Here is a 19,641-nt window from a genome sequence, read left to right as displayed (position 1 = left end):
CGTTTCAGGCCGCCCGTTCGATCTTCGTCAAGCCGCCCATATAGGGCAGCAGCGCGTCGGGGATAGCCACCGAGCCGTCCTCGTTCAGGTAGTTTTCGAGCACTGCGATCAGGCAGCGGCCGACGGCGGTGCCGGAGCCGTTCAGCGTGTGAACGAACTTCGTGCTCTTGTCATCCTTGCCGCGATAGCGCGCATTCATGCGCCGCGCCTGGAAATCGCCGCAGTCCGAGCAGGACGAGATTTCGCGATAGGCGTTCTGCCCTGGCAGCCAGACCTCGATATCGTAGGTCTTGCGCGAGCCGAAGCCCATGTCGCCGGTGCAGAGCGTCATCGTGCGGAAATGCAGGCCGAGGCGCTTCAGCACCTCTTCGGCGCAGGCCGTCATGCGTTCATGCTCGGCGATCGAGCTCTCCGCGTCGGTGATCGACACGAGTTCGCACTTCCAGAACTGGTGCTGGCGCAGCATGCCGCGCGTATCGCGCCCTGCCGAACCTGCCTCAGAACGGAAGGACGGGGTCAGCGCGGTGTAGCGGAGCGGCAGCTTTTCCTGATCGAGAATCTCACCCGAGACCAGATTGGTCAGCGTTACTTCAGCCGTCGGGATCAGCCAGCGGCCGTCCGTCGTCTTGAAGAGGTCTTCCGCGAACTTCGGAAGCTGTGCGGTGCCAAACACGGCCTCATCGCGCACCATCAGCGGCGAGCTGACTTCGCTATAGCCATGTTCCGTCGTGTGGAGGTCGATCATGAACTGACCGAGCGCCCGCTCGAGCCTGGCAAGCGGTCCTGTCAGCACCGTAAAGCGCGAACCGGAAAGCTTGGCGGCACGTTCGAAATCCATGTAGCCGAGGGCTTCGCCGATTTCGAAATGTTCCTTCGGCGTGTGGTTCCAGCGCGGCTTTTCGCCGACCGTGCGAGCGATGACGTTGTCGTGCTCGTCCTTGCCGACCGGTACGTCGTCGAGCGGCACGTTCGCAATGCGCGCCAGCGCGTCGTTGAGCTCGCTCGTCAGCTGGCGGTCTTCCTCTTCGGCCGCCGGCAGCGAAACCTTCATCTCGGCGACTTCGGCCTTCAGCTTTTCGGCAAGCTCGCTGTTCTTCTGCGCCATCGCCGCGCCGATCTCCTTGGAGGCGGCGTTGCGGCGGGACTGCAGGTCCTGCACCTTCTGTACGGCGGAGCGGCGCTTCTCATCGAGAACTATGAGGCTTTGGGCCAAGGGCTCCGCACCGCGCTTGGCCAGTGCTTCATCGAGCGCCTCGGGATTCTCACGGATCCATTTGATATCGAGCATTGTCGTTCCGGGTCGTTACGAAGGACATGACCCGGCCAAAGCCTGACCGGGCCTCGACCGGATATTTTGCATGCGTTCTGGAGGGAATTTCGGAGAACCGCTCAGACGCTGTCCGTCTTGGCAACGTCCGCAGACCCGTCCGCCTCTTCGACCGCCTGCCGGGAACGCTGGCGCTCCACGAGTCGCGCAGCGTAGATGGCAATCTCGTAGAGAAGGATCGTCGGCAGTGCAAGGCCGATCTGGGACATCGGATCGGGCGGCGTCAGCACGGCGGCGACGACAAAGGCGAGCACGATCGCAAACTTGCGCTTCTCGGCAAGCCATTGCGAGGTGAGCAGGCCGACGCGCGCAAGCAGCGTCGTGACGACAGGAAGCTGGAACACGAGACCGAAGGAGAAGACGAGCGTCATGACGAGGCTCAGATATTCCGAAACCTTCGGCAGCAGCGAGATCGCGACATCGCCCTCTCCCGGCGCCTGCTGCATGGTCAGGAAGAACCACATGACCATCGGCGTGAAGAAGAAATAGACGAGTGCGCCTCCAAGCAGAAACAGGACCGGCGATGCGATCAGGAACGGCAGGAAGGCCGCACGCTCGTTCTTGTAGAGGCCGGGGGCGACGAACTTGTAGATTTGCGCGGCAATGATTGGGAAGGCGATCACAAGGCCGCCGAACATCGCGACCTTCACCTGCGTGAAGAAGAACTCCTGCGGAGCCGTATAGATGAGCTGCGCCTTCGTTACATCGAGGCCGGCCCAGTTGACTGCCCATTTGTAAGGGTAAACCAGGGCGTTGAAGAGATGCTTGGCGAAGATGAAGCAGACGATAAAGGCGACGAAGAACGCGCCGATCGCCCAGATCAGCCGCGTGCGCAGCTCCATCAGGTGCTCGATCAACGGCTGCGGCTTGTCTTCGATATCACCGCTCATGCCTCGTCCTTCTTCTTGGTCGCCGTCTTCTTCGGAGCGGCTGCAGTCTTCTTTGCCGGAGCAGGCTTTGCCGGCGCAGCCTTTGTTGCTGCGGCCGGTTGTGTCGCGGCGGCGGCGGTCTTTGCAGCAGTCGCACGCTTCGGCTTTGCAGCGGGAGCAGCCTCGGTTGCGGCCGCAGGCAGCGCCTTTCCGGGCGCAGCGCGCGGCTTGCGCACGGCCTTCGGCTTTTCGGCGACGAGCGGTGCCGGCGCAGCTTCCGGAGCCGGCGCGACGACAGGCGGCGTTTCCGGCAGGCTCATCGACGGCGCCGGCACGGTAACCGGCGGCGCTTCGGTCTTGTTTTCGACCGCCGTTGCCTTCTGGAGGTCGGCCTTGATGTCGTTGCCCATCTGGCGAAGCGGGTTCATCGCCTCGCGCAAGCTGTTTGCCGGATTAAGACGCTGCGCATCGCTGATCGTCTGGCGCACGTCATCGAGATCCGCCTCCCGCAACGCCTCGTCGAACTGGGCGCGGAATTCGCCGGCGACCTTCCGGGCACGCTGCGTCATCTTGCCGAAAGCGCGCAGCATCGGCGGCAGGTCCTTCGGACCGACGACGACGATCAACACGACCGCGATGACAAGCAACTCGGTCCAGCCAATATCGAACATTCAAGGCTCCTGGAGGGGAAGCGGGGCAAAAGCCACCCGTTCCCGGACTTATTACTTCGGTTCGTCGGCCTTGTGATCGACGGTCTTCGCCGTGTCCGGCGCTTCTTCGTCGTTGATGCCCTTCTTGAAGCTCTTGATGCCCTTGGCAACATCGCCCATGAGCTCCGGAATCTTACCGCGGCCGAACAGCAACAGCACGATGACCAGAACGATCAACCAGTGCCACATGCTAAAAGAACCCATTACGCATACTCCCTGTTGCGATCTTTCTTCGATGTAAGAGTTTCCGACATCGTTTCCAATATCAAAACTCCCCTTGAATTGACGCTTAATGTCACGGCTTCGCCCATGATGACAAGTCGTCCGGCTATCGAATTATAGTGATCTCTATTGTTTTCGTCGTCGGTGTCAAAACAAAGACCGGATGACACTAATCTTCGGAGGCGCCGCCGGGCGCGAGAAGGCCCAATTCCTCAAGGTCCATCTGCGTGATCGGATCCTCGTCCTCGGTTAGTTCGTCGCTCATCAAGGGCGATGGGATGTTGAAATTCGCAGGGATGCGGCCGGAAAGAAGGCCGGCACCCTTCAGCTCCTCCAACCCGGGCAGGTCGCGAAGTTCCTCGAGGCCGAAATGATCAAGGAAATCGCGGGTCGTGCCGAGCGTCACCGGCCGGCCGGGTGTGCGGCGCCGACCGCGGAAGCGCACCCAGCCTGCTTCCATCAGCACGTCCAGCGTGCCGCGTGAGGTTTGCACGCCGCGGATATCTTCGATCTCGGCGCGGGTGACCGGCTGGTGATAGGCGATGATCGCCAGAACCTCAAGGGCGGCACGCGACAGCTTCTTGACCTCGTTGTCGTCGCGGCGGATGACGAAGGAGAGATCGGCGGCAGTGCGGAAGGCCCAGGCATCATCCACCTGGACAAGGTTGACGCCGCGCGGCGCATACTGCTCCTTGAGCCGGAGCATGACGGCGCGAACGTTGAAATTTCTCGGCAAACGATCAGCGATGAAGGCTTCGGAAACCGGCTGCGAGGACGCAAAGACCAGGGCCTCGGCGATGCGCTCGGCCTCCATCTCCGCCTGGAAACTCTCGTGGAAAGCACTCTCGCCTTCACCGCGACCGATATCGTCTCTGGAATCCATCAAGCGGGCCTCTCCTGCTCGACGACCTGCAGGGTCGCATGCTTCGGTCCCCGGCGCATATAGAGCGGCTCGAAGGCGGCGTCCTGGCGGATCTCCAGCTTGCCCTCGCGTACGAGTTCAAGCGAGGCGGCAAAGGCGCTGGCGATTGCCGTGATGCGCTCTTCCGGCGATGCCAGATAACGCAGCAGGTAATGCTCCAGCACCGTCCAGCCGCCGATGTCGCCAATCATGCGCGTCAGCAGTTCGCGGGCATCGGTCAGGGACCAGACGGTCCGGCGCGCGATCGTCACCTGGGTCACGGCCTGGCGCTGGCGGAGCGACGCATAGGCGGTCAGGAGATCGTAAAGGTTTGCCTCGTAAGCGGATTTTTGCCGGTCCGGAATATGCTCGGGCGCGCCGCGGGCAAAGATATCACGGCCGAGACGGTTGCGGTTGACGAGCCCGCTTGCAGCCTCGCGCATGGCTTCGAGGCGTTTCAGGCGAAAGGCAAGCGTTGCGGCCATCTCCTCGCCGGAGGGACCGTCGTCCTTGACCTGCTGCGGGATCAGCAGGCGGGACTTGAGATAGGCGAGCCACGCCGCCATCACGAGATAATCGGCCGCAAGCTCGATGCGGATGCGGCGGGCGGTTTCGATGAACTGCAGATACTGCTCGGCAAGCGCCAGCACCGAAATGCGCGAAAGATCGACCTTCTGGTTGCGGGCGAGGTAGAGGAGCAGATCGAGCGGGCCTTCGAAGCCGGCGACGTCGATCACCAGTGCCGGCTCATGGCTCGCGCGGTCGGCACCATTGTCCTGCCAAAGCTTGTCCATCGGCGTTGCCGCCGCCTGTGTCCACTCTGTGCCTTTGACCGTGTTCACCACTGCCTCTCTTCCATTGCTCAGACGGTTGCGAACATTCCGTCGAATTCGGCGCGGATCGCCGCCTCGTCCGCCTGGTCGACTTTTGGGAAGCCCGCCAGCACGGCATTTGCCCGCTCAAGCGAGGCATGCGCCAAGACCGGCGTGTTTGCCACGACCTGCTGCATCTCGTCCATATGGCCGTTGCAATGCAGCACGATATCGCATCCGCCTGCAATGATATTCGCAGCCCGCTCGCCGATTGTCCCGGCCAAGGCGTTCATCGACGTATCATCGGAAAGCAACAGGCCCTTGAAACCGATGCGCTTTCGGATCACGCCGTCGATCACCTTGCTCGAGGTCGTCGCCGGATTGTCCGGATCGATCGCCGTAAAGACGACGTGGCAGGTCATTGCCGCAAGCTCGTCCTTCATGGCGATGAAGGGCGGGAAGTCATGCGCTTCCAGTTCATCGCGCGAGACCGTGACGACCGGCAGTTCGTGGTGGGAATCGGCAAAGCCGCGGCCGTGGCCCGGCATATGCTTCATCACCGGCAGCACCCCGCCGGCCTTCAACCCCTCGGCCGCGGCACGCCCCATATCGGCGACGGTTTTCGGATCGCCGCCATAGGCGCGGTTGCCGATGACGCTGCTGCTGCCCTCCACCGGCACGTCGAGAACAGGCAGGCAATCGACATTGATGCCGAATTTGAGAAGATCGAAGGCGTGCAAGCGCGACATCAGCCATGCGGCGCGCAGCCCCTGCTCGCGATTGCGCCGGTAGATATCCCCGAGCGCCTGGCCGGAGGGATAGTGCTGCAGGATCGGCGGGCGGATGCGTTGCACGCGACCACCTTCCTGATCAATCAGCACTGGCGCGTGCCAGCCGACGCTTTCGCGCATTTCGGCGACGAGATCGGCGATTTGCTGCGGTTCGGAAATATTGCGGCCGAAGAGGATGAAGCCCCAGGGCCGCTCAGCCTTGTAGAAGGCCTTTTCTTCAGGGGTGAGTGACAGGCCGCTACAGCCCAGGATCATCGCTTTTGATTCGGTCATATCCGAATCATAGAGGCCTCATGGGGAATTGCGAGTAAGGTCAAGCGCCATTCACAGGAAAGCAGGACACAAAAAAACGGCGGGACATGCCCGCCGCTCCGGATCAACGATCAGTCGTTCACTTCGAAATCAGGCAGCTGCCGCCGGCTGAGCGATATTGCTGGCAAAGGGCTGCGGCCTCGTCCTTGGAGCCGGCCGGGATCCGGACGCGGTAGAACGTGCCCTTGCCGGCGATTTCGGCCTTTCGGATTTCAAAGCTGCGGCCGCCGAGAACGCTTGCAAACTTCTTCGACAGGCTCGCATAGGATTTGTTCGCCTCTGCTTCGGACGGCAGCGATGCGATCTGCATGCCGTATCCGCCAGCCGGTGCAGCCTGCTGCGGCTTGGCAGCGGCAGGCTCGACCGATGCGACTTCAGCCGGCTTGGGCTGCTGTTCGGCCGGGCGGACATTGCCTTTCTCGGTGACGGTTCCGACGACATTGACCGGCTGCTCGGCCGGACGGGCCGTCGGTACCGGTGCCGTATCGGCAGGCTTTTCAGCGGCGGGCGGCGTCTGAACCGGGTGGACCGGCTGATCGACCTTCGCATTTACCGGATCTGCAGCGGCAACCTTTTCCAGGGTAGACGTGGATGGCTGCTGAGAGGCCGGCAGCGGCGCGACGGTGGTCGTTTCAACAGGCGTCGCGCGGATATCGGCGGAGGCAACCTCCTTGCTCGCCGGGAAGCTTGCCGCCGAACCTTTAGAGGCGGTCACAGCGGCCGGCGGCTGAACGGCGGGCTCTTCAACCGGTGCGGCAGGCTCTTCGCGCGCAACCAGCGTTCCGTCCGGCTTGACGATCATCGTGCGGACCTTGCGCGGTGCAACAGCCGGCGGACGATCGCCATCGGGGCCGTCCTCGGCCGCAGCACCGTTCTCCGCCGTGTCCTCGTTCGGAAGCAGACGAGGATCCTGCGTATCGCCGACCGGCGTACTTGCCACATTATCGGCGATGGGTCCGTCGTTGTCTTCCGGCAGAACTTCGGGCGTCAAGGTGCGCTGAACGACATCGACAGGCTCTTCGTCGGATGAAACGAGCGCCTTCTGCTTCGGCGCCTCGGTCGCACCGGCAACACGATCATAGACCGCCTTGTCCTGGTTTGGCACAGTCTTGCCGCCCGGATTTTCCGGGACGATCTTGACCGGTTCCTTGTCGGCCACGATCACGCGCGGTTCGCCGCCAGCAATGCCGAGGCCGCCGTCGGTAACAACCGAATAGACGCCATAGGCACCGCCGGCGAAGACGACGATCAGAGCGGCAGCCGCAAGCAGCCGCTTCATGGAACGGGCACGGCCCATGTCCTCGGCCTCAGCCGCGGATTGGATACGGACCTCGGCTGGCGCTTCGGCGCGGCGAACCGGTTCACGAACGCTGCGGCGGAAATCCTCCTCAAGCGCACGCTCGAATTCGTCAAGCCCGCCGGCCGACTGCGGCCGAGCCGCGACCGGCGGTGCTGCAACGACGGCAGCGGCTGCTGGAGGAGCCCAAGCAGGTGCCGCCGCAGCCGGCTCTTTTTGGACCGGCGTTTCGAAGAGGCTTGCAATTTCCGCGTCGACGTCGAAATCGAAGTCGTTTACCGGCGCAGCCGGCGCCGGCTGCTCGACGGGCGGCAGCGACGGCACATGCATGTCCTCGACAGTCTCGGGATGATGGTCGGCCTCAGCAATCATCGAGGCATCGAAGGGCAGATCTTCATCGGCATCGGCTGCAGCGGTCTTGCTCTCCACGGCTGCGGGATGCGGCCCATCGTAAAGCGAAGCGGCGGCAACCTGCCCGACTGGCCGCGCGACGACCACGGCAGGCGGCGCTGCCGCGACGACCGGAGCAGGTTCCGGCGTCTTTGCAGGCTCGGCAAAATCTAAATCGGCGAGTTCGAGTTCGATGCCTTCGAGGTCGAGTTCGAAATCGTGGCCGGCAAACGGATCTTCGCTGTCAGCATCCAGCTTAGCAGGTGCGGCCACAGCGGGAACTTCGGCGGCGACAGGAGCAACAACCACCGGAGCGGCGACAGGTGCAGCAGCAGGCGTGACGACCAGTGGCTCCCACTCCTCGAAAGGTGCCGCCTTCGGCTCCTCGGGCGCAGAGGCCGCGCGCTGAGGAACCGGATAACGGGAGACGTCCGCCAGCAGATCATCGAAATCGAAGGCGATCGGCTGATCTTCGGGAGGTGCTTCAGTCAGCGCGGCATCCGCCTGTACGACGCCTTGCGTTGCGGCAGCAACCAGATCGAAGGGTTCAGCTTCAACCCGCGGCTCCATCGCAACCGGCGCCTCCATCGGCCCAAGCATTTCTTGGGCTGGCGCTTCATCCATGACCATTTCGTCATCCACGACCACTTCGTCATGGCGATCGAGTTCGGCCGGAAAGCCCTGCGAAGCTGCCGTTTCAAATTCCTCGGCCGGATCAAAGGCGACCGGCTCGATGCCCGGCTCCATTACCGCCTCGGGCTGGATAACGGGCTGAACCTGCGCAACAGGCTCGGGCTGCTGTTCGGCAGCAGCAACCACCTCGACAGGAGCAACGGCCTTTACGGGCACTTCAACCGGCTCGTCGCGGCGGGCGGCATGGAAGTTTGCAAGCGGAAGCTTGATGCTGGCAGCCGACCACTGCGGCGCCTTGGCAGGAGCTGACGCCTGCGGGATTTGAACCGTGGGGCCGCCGATCGAAAGCTCAAGCTCCTCGATCAGATCGCGGGCACCACCGATAACCGGCTCGGACGCTTGGGGCGCGGCCCAATCGGCGGCGGAAAGGACCTCGGCCTCTTCCAAGGCGGGCGATGCGGCAGCCGGCGGATCGACAGGCTCCGGCTCGACGATCGCGTCGGCTGCGGGATAGTCGTACTCCTCGGCGACAGGTTCGGCCGGACGATCAAGGCCGGCGAGCGGACGCGGAGCGTCGAAACGCTCGAATTCGCGGAGAAGCTCGTCCTCGAGATTGAATGCCGGCTCCTGCCGGGGCAGGTCAGGAACCGTATTGGCGGCTATGCGCGGCTCAAAGCCTACGATGCGCGCGAGCTCAGCCAGCGGATCGCCTTCATCGAAAAGCTCCGTCTTCTTTCGCGTATCATACGCCAGTTGTTTGTCAGCCATACTCATCCCACCCGTAAACCCACGCGGTCAAATGCCAGCGCAATGTGGGGAAATGGTGACGTTATCGCATTTCATCCGGTGCGGCAGTGCCTGTAATGGCGAGTCCCGACTTCAAAACCGAAGCGACAGCATACACCAGCCCAAGTCTGGCAATACTCGATTCTCGGTTCTTATCGTTAACAAATCGTAAGTCCGTTTGATCTTTACCTTTATTCCAGTGCGCATGGAAGAAACTTGCGAGATCATAGAGGTAAAACGCGATGCGATGGGGCTCCTGCGACTGTGCCGCAGATTCGACGATGCGCGGGAATTCCGCAGCCTTCGCAACCAGCTGCAATTCCGTGGGATCGAAGATCCCGGAGACCGCTTCCGCAAGATCTGCGGGCGATACGTCAAGATCCGGAAACGCCTCCCTCGCCTGGCGGAAAACCGACATGCAGCGGGCATGCGCATACTGCACGTAAAAGACCGGATTGTCTTTCGAATGCTCCGTTACCTTGGCGAAATCGAAATCGAGCGGCTCGGAATTCTTGCGGTAGAGCATCATGAAGCGAACCGAATCGCGGCCGACTTCCTCGACCACGTCGCGCAGCGTCACGAAATCGCCGGAGCGTTTCGACATCTTCACCGGCTCGCCGTTGCGGTAGAGCTTCACGAGCTGGCAAAGCAGAACGGTGAGCTTCGATTTCCCTTCGGAAACGGCGCGGGCAACGGCCTCCAGGCGCTTCACGTATCCGCCGTGGTCGGCGCCGAGCACATAGATCATTTCGTCGAAGCCGCGGTCGAACTTGTTCTTGAAATAGGCGACATCCGCGGCGAAATAGGTGTAGGAGCCATCCGACTTGATCAGCGGGCGATCCATGTCGTCGCCGACTTCCGTCGAGCGGAAAAGCGTCTGCTCGCGGTCTTCCCAGTCTTCCGGCACCTGGCCCTTCGGCGGCGGCAGCGCGCCCTTGTAGACATAGCCCTTGAAGGTCAGATCATTGATCGCGGTGCGGATCGCGGCAGCGCCGGCATCATGCAGCATCCGCTCGGAAAAGAAGATGTCGTGATGCACGTTGAGGGCTGCGAGATCCTCGCGGATCATCGTCATCATCGCGTCGATCGCGCGATCCTTGACGATCGGCATCCACTGCTCTTCCGGCATGTTGTGCAGCCGCACGCCATAGTCGCCAGCAAGGGACTTTCCGACCGGGATCAGATAATCGCCCGGATAAAAGCCGGGCGGGATATCGCCGATGCTTTCGCCGAGCGCTTCGCGGTAGCGCAGGAAGACCGAGCGCGCCAGCACGTCAATCTGCGAGCCGGCATCGTTGATGTAGTATTCCTTCTCGACGGCATAGCCGGCGAAGGCAAGCAGGTTAGCCAGCGCGTCTCCGACGACGGCCCCGCGGCAATGGCCGACATGCATAGGGCCGGTCGGGTTTGCCGAGACATATTCGACATTGACCTTCTTGCCGGCGCCAAGCTTCGAGCGGCCGTAATCGGTTCCGGCCTCGATGATCGAAGCAAGCAAGCGCTGCCAGTAGCCGATGGAAAGCCTGATGTTGATGAAGCCGGGGCCGGCGACGGAGACGTCGGCTACGTCGGCATCTTCCTTCAACTTGGCGATGATGATTTCGGCGAGCGCGCGCGGATTGGTCCCCAGCGCCTTTGCCAGCACCATCGCGGCATTGGTCGCGACATCGCCGTGGCTTGCATCACGCGGCGGCTCGACGGCGATGCGGCCGAAATCGAGCTCGGATCGCTTTTCCTTGACGATATCAATCTGTTCAAGGGCGCTCTTAATCCTGGCTTCGAAGTCGGTAAAAAGGTTCATCGCACTCTTCCATGCATAGGCTGTGCCGCAGCTCCTGCCGCGGCGCCCGCTGCCTATCGCAAATCCGGAGTTCGGTCAAACAATCGCCTGTGAGCGCTGATTGCATAGGTGTCGGTCATGCCCGCCAGATAATCGCCGACATGGCGGGCTTTCGGCGCATCGGCAAGGCCTGCAATATGATCGACCCAGTAATGGCTCTGCATCTCCTTCGGATTGGCCATGTAGGCGGCGAAAAGATCGGTGACGATCTTTGCGGCGCCTGCGCGGATGCGCATGATGTCGGGATGGCGGTAGATGCGCTTGAAGAGCATCTGCTTGATCTGCTTGTCCGTCTCCGACATCGCCGCCGAGAAGGTTGCGATCACCTTGCCGGCCTCGCGTACATCATTGACGCTTTTCGGTTTCGCCTCAGTCAGGCGCTCCTGGGCGACGGCAATGACATCCTCGACCATGCGCGTGATCTGCCGGCGCATGATCTCATGCGTGAACCGGCTCTTTTCAAGTTGGGGGTAGCGCTCGCGGACCTCAGCCATCAGACCGGCGAGGAACGGAATTTCCTCCAGCATCTCGAACGTCAGGTAGCCCGAACGCAGACCATCGTCGATGTCATGGGTGTTATAGGCTATGTCGTCGGCAATCGCTGCCACCTGTGCTTCGAGGCTGGCGAAGGTCGCAAGTTCGAGGTCGTGGATTTCGCAGTAATCGAGGATCGGCTGCGGCACCGGTCCCCGCATGCCCTGCCCGTCCTTCGTCAAGAGCGGCCCATTGTGCTTCACGAGGCCTTCGAGGCTCTCCCAGGTCAGGTTGATGCCGTCGAATTCGGCATAGCGCCGCTCCAGCTTGGTGACGATGCGGAGCGATTGGGCGTTATGGTCGAAGCCGCCATAGGGCAAGAGTACCTCGTGCAGCGCGTCCTCGCCGGTGTGGCCGAAAGGCGTGTGGCCAAAGTCGTGGACGAGCGCCACGCCCTCCGCCAGGTCCTCGTCAAGCTTCAGGGCGCGCGCCAGGGCACGGGCGATCTGGGCGACCTCGATCGTGTGCGTCAGGCGCGTGCGATAATGATCGCCATCTTGCGCGATGAAGACCTGCGTCTTGTGCTTCAGGCGGCGAAAAGCCGTCGTATGGACGATGCGGTCACGATCGCGCTGAAATTCGGAGCGTGTCGGGCTGGAGCTTTCGGCATAAAGCCTTCCGCGCGTCGTCCAGGGGTCTGCCGCATAGGTTGCCCGCTCGCCATTTCCAAAACCCAACGCCTGCCTGTCGATCTTCATTTTTCACCGTCATTCAACACCGCGCAGCACCTCGCCCATTGACGCCGCATCGCGCTCTTCATACCTATAGCCAATACAAACGGCAAAGAGGCGCTTTCTTAACTGCTTTGCCGAATAATGCGTTCCGGCAACGCCGGTGGTAAATTCTTTTGATATCAGCCGTTTGACGTTTCATCGGCCAGTATCAATTCTCTCCGGATCTTGACCCCGGCAGGAGGAAACATGACGGATACAAGTGTAACCCTTTCCGACGCGGCGGCAAAACGAATCGCGGCGATCGTCGGTGCCGAAACCGGCAAGAACGCGCTGCGCGTTTCCGTCGAAGGCGGCGGCTGCTCGGGTTTTTCATACAAGTTCGATCTTACCGGCGATGCCCGGGACGATGACATCGTCATCGAGAAGAACAACGCCAAGGTACTGATCGACAGCCTGTCGCTGGTCTATATGGCAGGCTCGGAAATCGACTTCGTCGACAACCTTCTCGGTCAATCCTTCCAGATCAAGAACCCGAACGCGGTTGCAAGCTGCGGCTGCGGCACCAGCTTTTCGATTTAAAGCTTGCCTGTCTATCCACATCGAACCGGCCGAAGTATCCCCTCCGGCTGGTTTATTGTCTTGTCCGCACCTGGGCCGGCACGATAAAGCTCAGGCACGAAGCGGCAAAAGGAACAACCTATGAAGATCGCGACCTGGAACATCAACGGCGTCAAGGCGCGCATCGACAACCTCACGCAATGGCTCAAGGATTCCGATCCGGACATCGTCTGCCTGCAGGAGATCAAGACGATCGACGAGGCTTTTCCGCGGCTCGAGATCGAGGCGATGGGCTATCACGTCGAAACGCATGGCCAGAAGGGTTTCAACGGCGTTGCGATCCTTTCGAAGACCACGCCGGACGAGGTGAGCCGCGGGCTGCCGGGCGATGCTCTCGACGAGCAGGCGCGCTTTCTGGAAGCCGTGTTCTCGATTCCCGGCAATCGCGCCCTTCGCGTGTGCTGCCTCTATCTGCCGAACGGCAACCCCGTCGACACCGAAAAATATCCTTACAAGCTCGCCTGGATGGAGCGGCTGCGCCAATTTGCGGTCTCGCGCCTCGCCTATGAGGACGTCTTCATCCTTGCCGGCGACTACAACGTGATCCCCGAACCGCACGACTGCTTCGATCCGAAGGTCTGGGAAAGCGATGCGCTCTTCCTGCCGCAAACGCGCGAGGCCTTCCGCAGGCTCGAAAATCTCGGGCTTACCGATGCCGTCCGCACCTCGACGGACGCCGTTCAGCTCTATTCCTTCTGGGATTACCAGGCCGGCGCCTGGCAGAAGAACAACGGCATCCGGATCGACCACCTGATGCTTTCGCCGGAGGCCGCCGATCACATGAGGTCGGTGGCGATCGAAAAGCATGTACGGGCCTGGGAAAAGCCGTCCGACCACGTTCCGGTCGTCGCCTATTTCGACTTCGCAGCTTAAGGTCGGAGATTAATCGCTGCCGGTCGCGATCTTGTGGGAGAGCGAAACAGCCGTGCGGCGATCACCTTCGGTCGCGACCGAGAAGGCCTGCTCCTGCAGCGATTCCATCCAGCCGCAATCCTTCGGCTTGCAGCGGTCGAGCGCCGCCGTCATCAGCGCCAGGCCGCGAGCCGACTGGCCTTCCTGGAAGAGAATATTGCCGAAGACCGACATGGCGCCAGGGTGGCCGCTCTTACGGGCCTGGTTCAGCCACTTCTTCGCCTGCTGCGGACTGCGCGTGCCGCCGTCGCCCGACAGCATCATCTGCGCGAGCTGGAACTGCGCTTCAGCGACGCCGAAGGTCGATGCGACCTGGAAATAGAGCTGGCGGGCCTGGCTGAGATCTGTCCGCACCGGGCTGCCGGGAATGCCATGCTTGTAATAGTTGGCGAGCGACAAAAGCGCGTTGATGAAGAAGCCGGTATCTTCGGAGCCGGGCTCCACGCCCTGCTGGGCGATTTCACTGTAAATCTTGAAGGCTTCGAAATCGTCCTGGGCGACGCCGTCGCCGTCGGCATACATATTGGCGAGCGCCCAGCGCGAACCGGTATGGCCCTTTTCGGCGGCGTATTTATAGGCTTCGATGGCCTCTTCCTTCTGGCCGCTCTTATAGGCCTTGAAGCCGAACTTGAAGAGATCGAAGGGACCGGATTCCTTGGTAACGCCTGCATTGATATCGAATGCCTTGGCCGGGGAGGATATCGCCGCCGAAAGCGCGATAGACAGCCCCATAAGCGTAAATCTGAAAAGTCTGAACTCGGATGTCAGCATTTCACTCGGTTTCTTTCGCTTCCATCGCAGACCGCCAGGGCAGCATATACTCCGCTGCCCGGCTTCCCGGCGTATTCCTCCAGGCGAGCGATCCCGCGGCGGGCTCAATGGCCCCTTTGCCCGCGTCGCATCCAGCCTTTGGCCCTTCTTCGAGGGCCTGAATTTTTTGCGCATCGCGATAGACCACCCGCGTTCCGGCCTGGTCCGCCTGCAATGCCTGCGGCGTCATTCCTGCGGAGCGAACAAGCATCCTTCCGCCTTTCGAATATTCGTAAACACCAAATGTGACCAAACCGGTGCTGGCGTGATCGCGGTGCCTGCGTGCGGCGACAATGGACGCCGTATCATCGGGGGAAGAACAGCTTGGGTGCGTGACTTCTGCGTGAGTTTTTTGGGCGGAATCGCCTTGCGGGAAAAGCTGAATCGCACAAGAAGCGGCATCAAAGCCGGCGCTCATACGCTCTCTGCCCGTCGCGGAAAAAACTCGACCCATCTTGCTTCTTAAACGTACCCTACGCCTGCCATTCCCTCGCCCGCAAATATCGCTGCGCCCTGTTTGTGGCGGGAAATGGACAAACTCGCCCCGCCGCCATGATATGCGAACTGTCGTAAAAATGTGTTGCTGAATCGTCACAAAATGAGATGACTTGGCGCAAGGTTAATACGGAAGGCGCAAAGAAAAGCCCGGCGTTTTTGCCGGGCTCTTCTACTTCGTTGATGCAAGATCAGAATTTGACTTTGAGTGATGTCGAGAGCGCCGTCACCAGATCGTTGTCGAACTCGTATGTCGCCTCGTCGCCCACGCCAACACCGTCAATCGTTGTCGGAGACGAATCCCCGCTCGTCAATATGCCGAGCACGCCACCAAAGCGGAACTCGACGTTCTTGTTCGGCGAATAGGAAACACCGGCACCGAGCAGCCAACTGTCGGTCTGCGAACCGAATTCCTGAGATGTGCCGCGGTCCCAAGTGACGCTGACGGCGCCGCTCCACTGATCATTGAACTTGTGACCGACACCGCCGGTGATTGTCCAGCCGTCTCGATAACCCAGATCGAGGGAGGTGATTTCGACACCGCTATTATAGAACGGGATGCGCTGCAACTGGCTCCAGTCCGTCCATTTGACGGAGCCGAAGGCAAGCCAATCTGGTGCAATCCCTGATTGGATCTTCAGTTCGACAGCATCCGGCATCGCCGTCGATCCCTCGACCGGAATAATCAGCCCTCCGAGGGGATTAAGAGCGGCCGGCACCTGCGTCAAGTCCACCGTTCCCGTGACTTCGTTGAGCTTGACTTCACTGTAGTACATCAAGCTCGCACGAAGCGCATATTCCGGAATTTCGTATGCCACGCCGGCTCGCCATCCCCAGCCGTCCCCCTCAAGATCAAGACGACCCACACCGCTTCCAGGAAGCCCCAAAAGGCCAAGGAGCTCCGGTGGAACAAGGAGGCGTTCCTTGAAACCATCCATTTCGAGGTAATTGGCGCCGCCAATGACGCGAAACTGGCCTGGCCCCATGTCGAATTTGTAAGAGCAGGTCAGAGCATAATTGTCGCTGTTGACCTTCGTCTCGATGTTATCGTTTGCGCCCGCCCAGCGAGCACCTGGATTGGTGTGAGCACCATAGGGCTGCGAATAATCGAACATGCAGTCCGCATCGCCGATTGCAGCCTTGGCGCCGATACGGGGAGACCAGTAGTCCTCGCTGTCATCCGCCGAGGTGGAATATCCCGGGATCGCGTTGAGATCGCCGTTCGCAGGGTTGATATCATCCACATTCTTCAGCTTGCGTTGCGGCATCACGAAAGTGGCGGTGGATTCGACCGCAAAGCGTGAAGGATCAAACAGAAGATCGATATTATACCCGCCGCGCTCCAGGCCGCCTGCAAACGATGGCGAGGCGATGGCCGAAAGGATGGCGAGCAATGCTACGCCTTTGGAAAACATACGAGATGCCAACTGTGTCTCCCCCACTAAAGCACTCCAATGGCGGCAGAGTGCAGGCGATCGCAATAAATGGCAACTTGCGCCATCTTGCAGCCACAATGCGGGAGAGGAGTTAAATTGACGTAAGGAATTGACGGGCACGTCAATATTTTTTGGTCATAAAATTTTATCCTAATACCCTAATCATTTATGGGTATTTTTGGATTGTCATTCCACACATCGGGTGGTCTGTATCAATCTGACAACAGTCGTGATTTTCGCCCCGAGAGGGCAGTTCATTTCATAAATTCGCAAAACTGTATGTTTTCAGCCGGGAATAATCAGCCAAAACGATCGAATCATTCCAACGGCATAAAAAAGGCGTCCGAGCAGACCGGACGCCCTAAGGTATTATACGCCCACGGGAAGCTTAGGCCTCAATGACGCGCGACAGCGCCACCTTGAGGCTTGCGATCTGGCTCTGGAATTCGGCCAGCCGCTCGCGTTCCGCTTCCACCACGTCCGGATTGGCATTGGCGACGAACTTCTCATTGGAAAGCTTGCCGTTGATGCGCGCGATCTCTCCTTCGGTCTTGGTGATTGCCTTTTCCAAGCGAGTTTTTTCAACCGAAAGATCGATCAGGCTGCCGAGCGGCAGGCAGGCGGTCGCTTCGGCGACGACGATCTGCGCTGCCCCCTTCGGGGCGCTATCGGCAAGCGTAATCGCTTCGACACGGGCAAGGCGCTTGATCGCCGCCTCATGACGGGCAAGCCGTTCGCGCGTCAGATTGTTGGCCTTGACGACCACCAGCGGCGCAGTCGCCGACGGCGGAACGTTCATTTCGGCGCGAACCGAGCGGATGCCGGAGACGAGATCGATCAGCCAGTTGATCTCGTCGGCCGCAGCATTGTCGGCATAGGACGGCGCCGGCCATTCGGCATGGCAGATCAGCGTGTCGCGCTCGACGCCTTCGCCTGCTGTATGCGCCCAAAGCTCCTCGGTCATGAACGGCATGAAGGGATGGAGCAACTTGTAGATCTCTTCGAGAACATAGGCGCTGCAGGCCTGAGCCTCCTTCTTCGCGCCCTCGTCTTCACCGCTGAAGACCGGCTTCAGCAGTTCCAGATACCAGTCGCAGACCTGATTCCAGACGAACCGGTAAAGCGCCCCGGCCGCATCGTTGAAGCGGTAGGATTCTATTGCTTCCGTTACGTCACGTTCCGTGCGGGCAAGCTCCGTCAGGATCCAGCGGTTGATCGTCAGCCCCGTCGCCTCCGGAACGAAGTTCGGGTCGCTTTTGACACCGTTCATTTCGGCAAAGCGCGTGGCGTTCCAAAGCTTGGTGCCGAAGTTCCGGTAACCGGCGATACGCGCCGGATCGAGCTTAACATCGCGGCCTTGTGCAGCCATGATCGCCAGCGTGAAGCGCAATGCGTCGGCGCCGTATTCGTCCATCAGTTCGAGCGGATCGATGACGTTGCCCTTCGACTTCGACATCTTCTGGCCGTTCTTGTCGCGGACGAGCGCGTGGATATAGACGGTATGGAAGGGCTCGACCGGATTGCCGTCCTCGTCCTTCATGAAGTGCAGGCCCATCTGCATCATACGAACTACCCAAAACGGTATGATGTCGAAGCCTGTGACGAGAACGCTCGTCGGGTAGTATCGCGCCAGTTCCGGCGTCTGCTCCGGCCAGCCGAGAGTGGAGAAAGGCCACAGCGCTGAGGAGAACCACGTGTCGAGAACGTCCTCGTCGCGCGTCAAGATTTCGCCCGGCTTGAAGTTTTCCAAGAGGTCCTCGACATAGGCCTTCATCGGGCCTTCGTGCGAGAGGTAATGCTGGATGGCAGCCTGCAGCGCCTCTTCCTCGGTTTTCTCGACGAAGACCTGTCCGTCCGGACCGTACCAGGCCGGGATCTGATGGCCCCACCAGAGCTGGCGGGAAATGCACCAGGGCTGGATGTTCTCCATCCACTGGAAGTAAGTGTTCTCCCAGTTCTTCGGAACAAACTTGGTGCGGCCTTCACGGACCGATGCGATGGCGGGCTTTGCAAGCGTCTTGTTGTCCACCCACCATTGTTCGGTCAAACGCGGCTCGATCGGCACCCCGCCGCGGTCGCCGTGCGGAACCGTATGTATGTGCGGCTCGATCTTGTCGAGCAGGCCCGCTTCCTCGAAAATCTCGACGATGATCTTCCGTGCCGTGAAGCGATCCTGGCCTTCCAGCCGGTCCCAGGCGCCATGCAAGGCGGCCGGATGGCCGAGACCTTCCAGGAAGTCCTCGTTGTCCTTGATGGTAACCGAAGCATCGGTATTGAGCACGTTGATCGCACGCAGGCCCGTGCGCTTGGCGACGTCGAAATCGTTGAAGTCGTGTGCAGGGGTGACCTTGACGGCGCCGGTGCCGGCCGTCGGATCCGCGTAGTTGTCGGCAACGACCGGAATCTTGCGGCCGACGATCGGCAGAATGACGTGTTTGCCAATGATCGACTTGTAGCGCTCGTCGTCGGGATTTACCGCGACGCCAGTATCGCCGAGCATGGTCTCGGGCCGCGTCGTCGCAACAACCAGGTAGTCGCGCGTTTCGAAGTCGGTGGGCTTACCCTCCTCGTCAAAGGCAACGGGATGCTGATAGGTAACGCCCTCTTCAAGCGGATAGCGCAAATGCCAGAGATTGCCTTTGACCTCAATCTGCTCGACTTCCATGTCGGAGATCGCCGTCAGAAGCTTCGGGTCCCAGTTGACGAGGCGTTTGTCCTTGTAGATCAGACCCTCTTTGTAGAGCGTGACGAAAACCTCGAGAACCGCCTCGGAGAGCCCGTCGTCCATCGTGAACCGTTCGCGCGACCAGTCGCAGGAAGCACCCAGGCGCTTCAGCTGGTTGAAGATCAGGCCGCCCGATTCCGCCTTCCACTCCCAAACCTTCTCGATGAAGGCGTCGCGGCCCATCTCGCGCCGGCCCGGCAGTTGCTGTTCCATCAGCTTGCGCTCGACGACCATCTGTGTGGCTATGCCCGCATGGTCCATGCCCGGCTGCCAGAGCACGTCCTTGCCACGCATGCGCTCAAAGCGGACCATGATGTCCTGCAGCGTATTATTCAGCGCATGTCCCATGTGCAGCGAACCGGTCACGTTCGGCGGCGGGATGACGATCGTGAAGGTCTCGCCGCCGGGCTTCTTGTTGGCGCCCGCGCGGAACGCATCGGCCTCATCCCATTTCGCGGCGATTTTCGGTTCGACTGCGGCGGAATCATAGGTCTTGTCGAGCATTTTATGACCAAACTTCGGGGTTTTAGGATGGGGGTTGTAAATA

General features: G+C 60.7%; 16 protein-coding genes. 2 read left to right on the top strand and 14 right to left on the bottom strand.

Annotated features, from left to right (window positions below):
* Positions 1-4: 4 nt before the first annotated feature.
* From serS to A3C3_RS0114670, 10 genes are all read right to left on the bottom strand, one after another.
* Positions 5-1,288, bottom strand: a complete 1,284-nt coding sequence (gene serS / locus A3C3_RS0114715; protein ID WP_022715362.1) for a serine--tRNA ligase — start codon at positions 1,286-1,288, stop codon at positions 5-7.
* A 101-nt stretch (positions 1,289-1,389) separates the two neighbouring features.
* Entirely contained in the window at positions 1,390-2,217 is an 828-nt protein-coding gene (gene tatC / locus A3C3_RS0114710; RefSeq protein WP_022715361.1) for a twin-arginine translocase subunit TatC, read from the bottom strand.
* Positions 2,214-2,867: a Sec-independent protein translocase protein TatB gene (gene tatB / locus A3C3_RS0114705; protein ID WP_022715360.1), complete on the bottom strand. Its 654-nt coding sequence runs from the start codon at positions 2,865-2,867 to the stop codon at positions 2,214-2,216. Before tatB ends, tatC begins: the two co-directional genes overlap by 4 nt.
* A gap of 51 nt (positions 2,868-2,918) precedes the next feature.
* Complete coding sequence (locus A3C3_RS0114700; RefSeq protein WP_022715359.1) at positions 2,919-3,110, bottom strand: twin-arginine translocase TatA/TatE family subunit; 192 nt, start codon at positions 3,108-3,110, stop codon at positions 2,919-2,921.
* Positions 3,111-3,297: 187 nt separating this feature from the next.
* Entirely contained in the window at positions 3,298-4,011 is a 714-nt protein-coding gene (gene scpB / locus A3C3_RS0114695; RefSeq protein ID WP_022715358.1) for an SMC-Scp complex subunit ScpB, read from the bottom strand.
* Positions 4,011-4,871: a segregation and condensation protein A gene (locus A3C3_RS0114690; RefSeq protein WP_028739661.1), complete on the bottom strand. Its 861-nt coding sequence runs from the start codon at positions 4,869-4,871 to the stop codon at positions 4,011-4,013. Before A3C3_RS0114690 ends, scpB begins: the two co-directional genes overlap by 1 nt.
* Positions 4,872-4,891: 20 nt before the next feature.
* Complete coding sequence (nagZ, locus tag A3C3_RS0114685; RefSeq protein ID WP_022715356.1) at positions 4,892-5,905, bottom strand: beta-N-acetylhexosaminidase; 1,014 nt, start codon at positions 5,903-5,905, stop codon at positions 4,892-4,894.
* 118 nt (positions 5,906-6,023) lie between these two features.
* The gene (locus tag A3C3_RS0114680; protein WP_022715355.1) at positions 6,024-9,032 is read right to left on the bottom strand and encodes an SPOR domain-containing protein; all 3,009 of its coding nucleotides are present in this window, start codon (positions 9,030-9,032) and stop codon (positions 6,024-6,026) included.
* Positions 9,033-9,093: 61 nt separating this feature from the next.
* Positions 9,094-10,851, bottom strand: a complete 1,758-nt coding sequence (gene argS, locus A3C3_RS0114675; RefSeq protein WP_022715354.1) for an arginine--tRNA ligase — start codon at positions 10,849-10,851, stop codon at positions 9,094-9,096.
* 53 nt (positions 10,852-10,904) lie between these two features.
* Entirely contained in the window at positions 10,905-12,122 is a 1,218-nt protein-coding gene (locus A3C3_RS0114670; protein ID WP_022715353.1) for a deoxyguanosinetriphosphate triphosphohydrolase, read from the bottom strand.
* A 222-nt stretch (positions 12,123-12,344) separates the two neighbouring features.
* Here A3C3_RS0114670 and erpA point away from each other — a divergent pair, with 222 nt between their 5' ends.
* A complete protein-coding gene (erpA, locus tag A3C3_RS0114665; protein WP_022715352.1) occupies positions 12,345-12,677 on the top strand; it encodes an iron-sulfur cluster insertion protein ErpA in 333 nt (110 codons plus the stop codon).
* A 120-nt stretch (positions 12,678-12,797) separates the two neighbouring features.
* Positions 12,798-13,589, top strand: coding sequence for an exodeoxyribonuclease III (xth, locus tag A3C3_RS0114660; RefSeq protein ID WP_022715351.1), 792 nt, complete (start codon positions 12,798-12,800; stop codon positions 13,587-13,589).
* A 9-nt stretch (positions 13,590-13,598) separates the two neighbouring features.
* Here the strand turns inward: xth and exoR are convergent, their stop codons facing one another.
* The 4 genes from exoR to A3C3_RS0114640 form a co-directional block, all read right to left on the bottom strand.
* Positions 13,599-14,399, bottom strand: coding sequence for an exopolysaccharide production regulator ExoR (gene exoR / locus A3C3_RS0114655; protein WP_022715350.1), 801 nt, complete (start codon positions 14,397-14,399; stop codon positions 13,599-13,601).
* A gap of 1 nt (position 14,400) precedes the next feature.
* Positions 14,401-14,856, bottom strand: a complete 456-nt coding sequence (locus tag A3C3_RS46090) for a hypothetical protein (RefSeq protein ID WP_051154468.1) — start codon at positions 14,854-14,856, stop codon at positions 14,401-14,403.
* A 268-nt stretch (positions 14,857-15,124) separates the two neighbouring features.
* On the bottom strand, positions 15,125-16,360 hold the full coding sequence (locus A3C3_RS0114645; protein WP_028739660.1) for an OmpP1/FadL family transporter: 1,236 nt from the start codon (positions 16,358-16,360) through the stop codon (positions 15,125-15,127).
* A gap of 397 nt (positions 16,361-16,757) precedes the next feature.
* Positions 16,758-19,598, bottom strand: a complete 2,841-nt coding sequence (locus tag A3C3_RS0114640) for a valine--tRNA ligase (RefSeq protein WP_022715348.1) — start codon at positions 19,596-19,598, stop codon at positions 16,758-16,760.
* Between the last annotated feature and the right edge of the window lie 43 nt (positions 19,599-19,641).

The sequence above is a fragment of the Rhizobium mongolense USDA 1844 genome (assembly GCF_000419765.1).
GTDB lineage: Bacteria > Pseudomonadota > Alphaproteobacteria > Rhizobiales > Rhizobiaceae > Rhizobium > Rhizobium mongolense.
The sequence above is the reverse complement of the archived record's forward strand: the minus strand, read 5'-3'. Positions and strand labels throughout refer to the sequence as shown.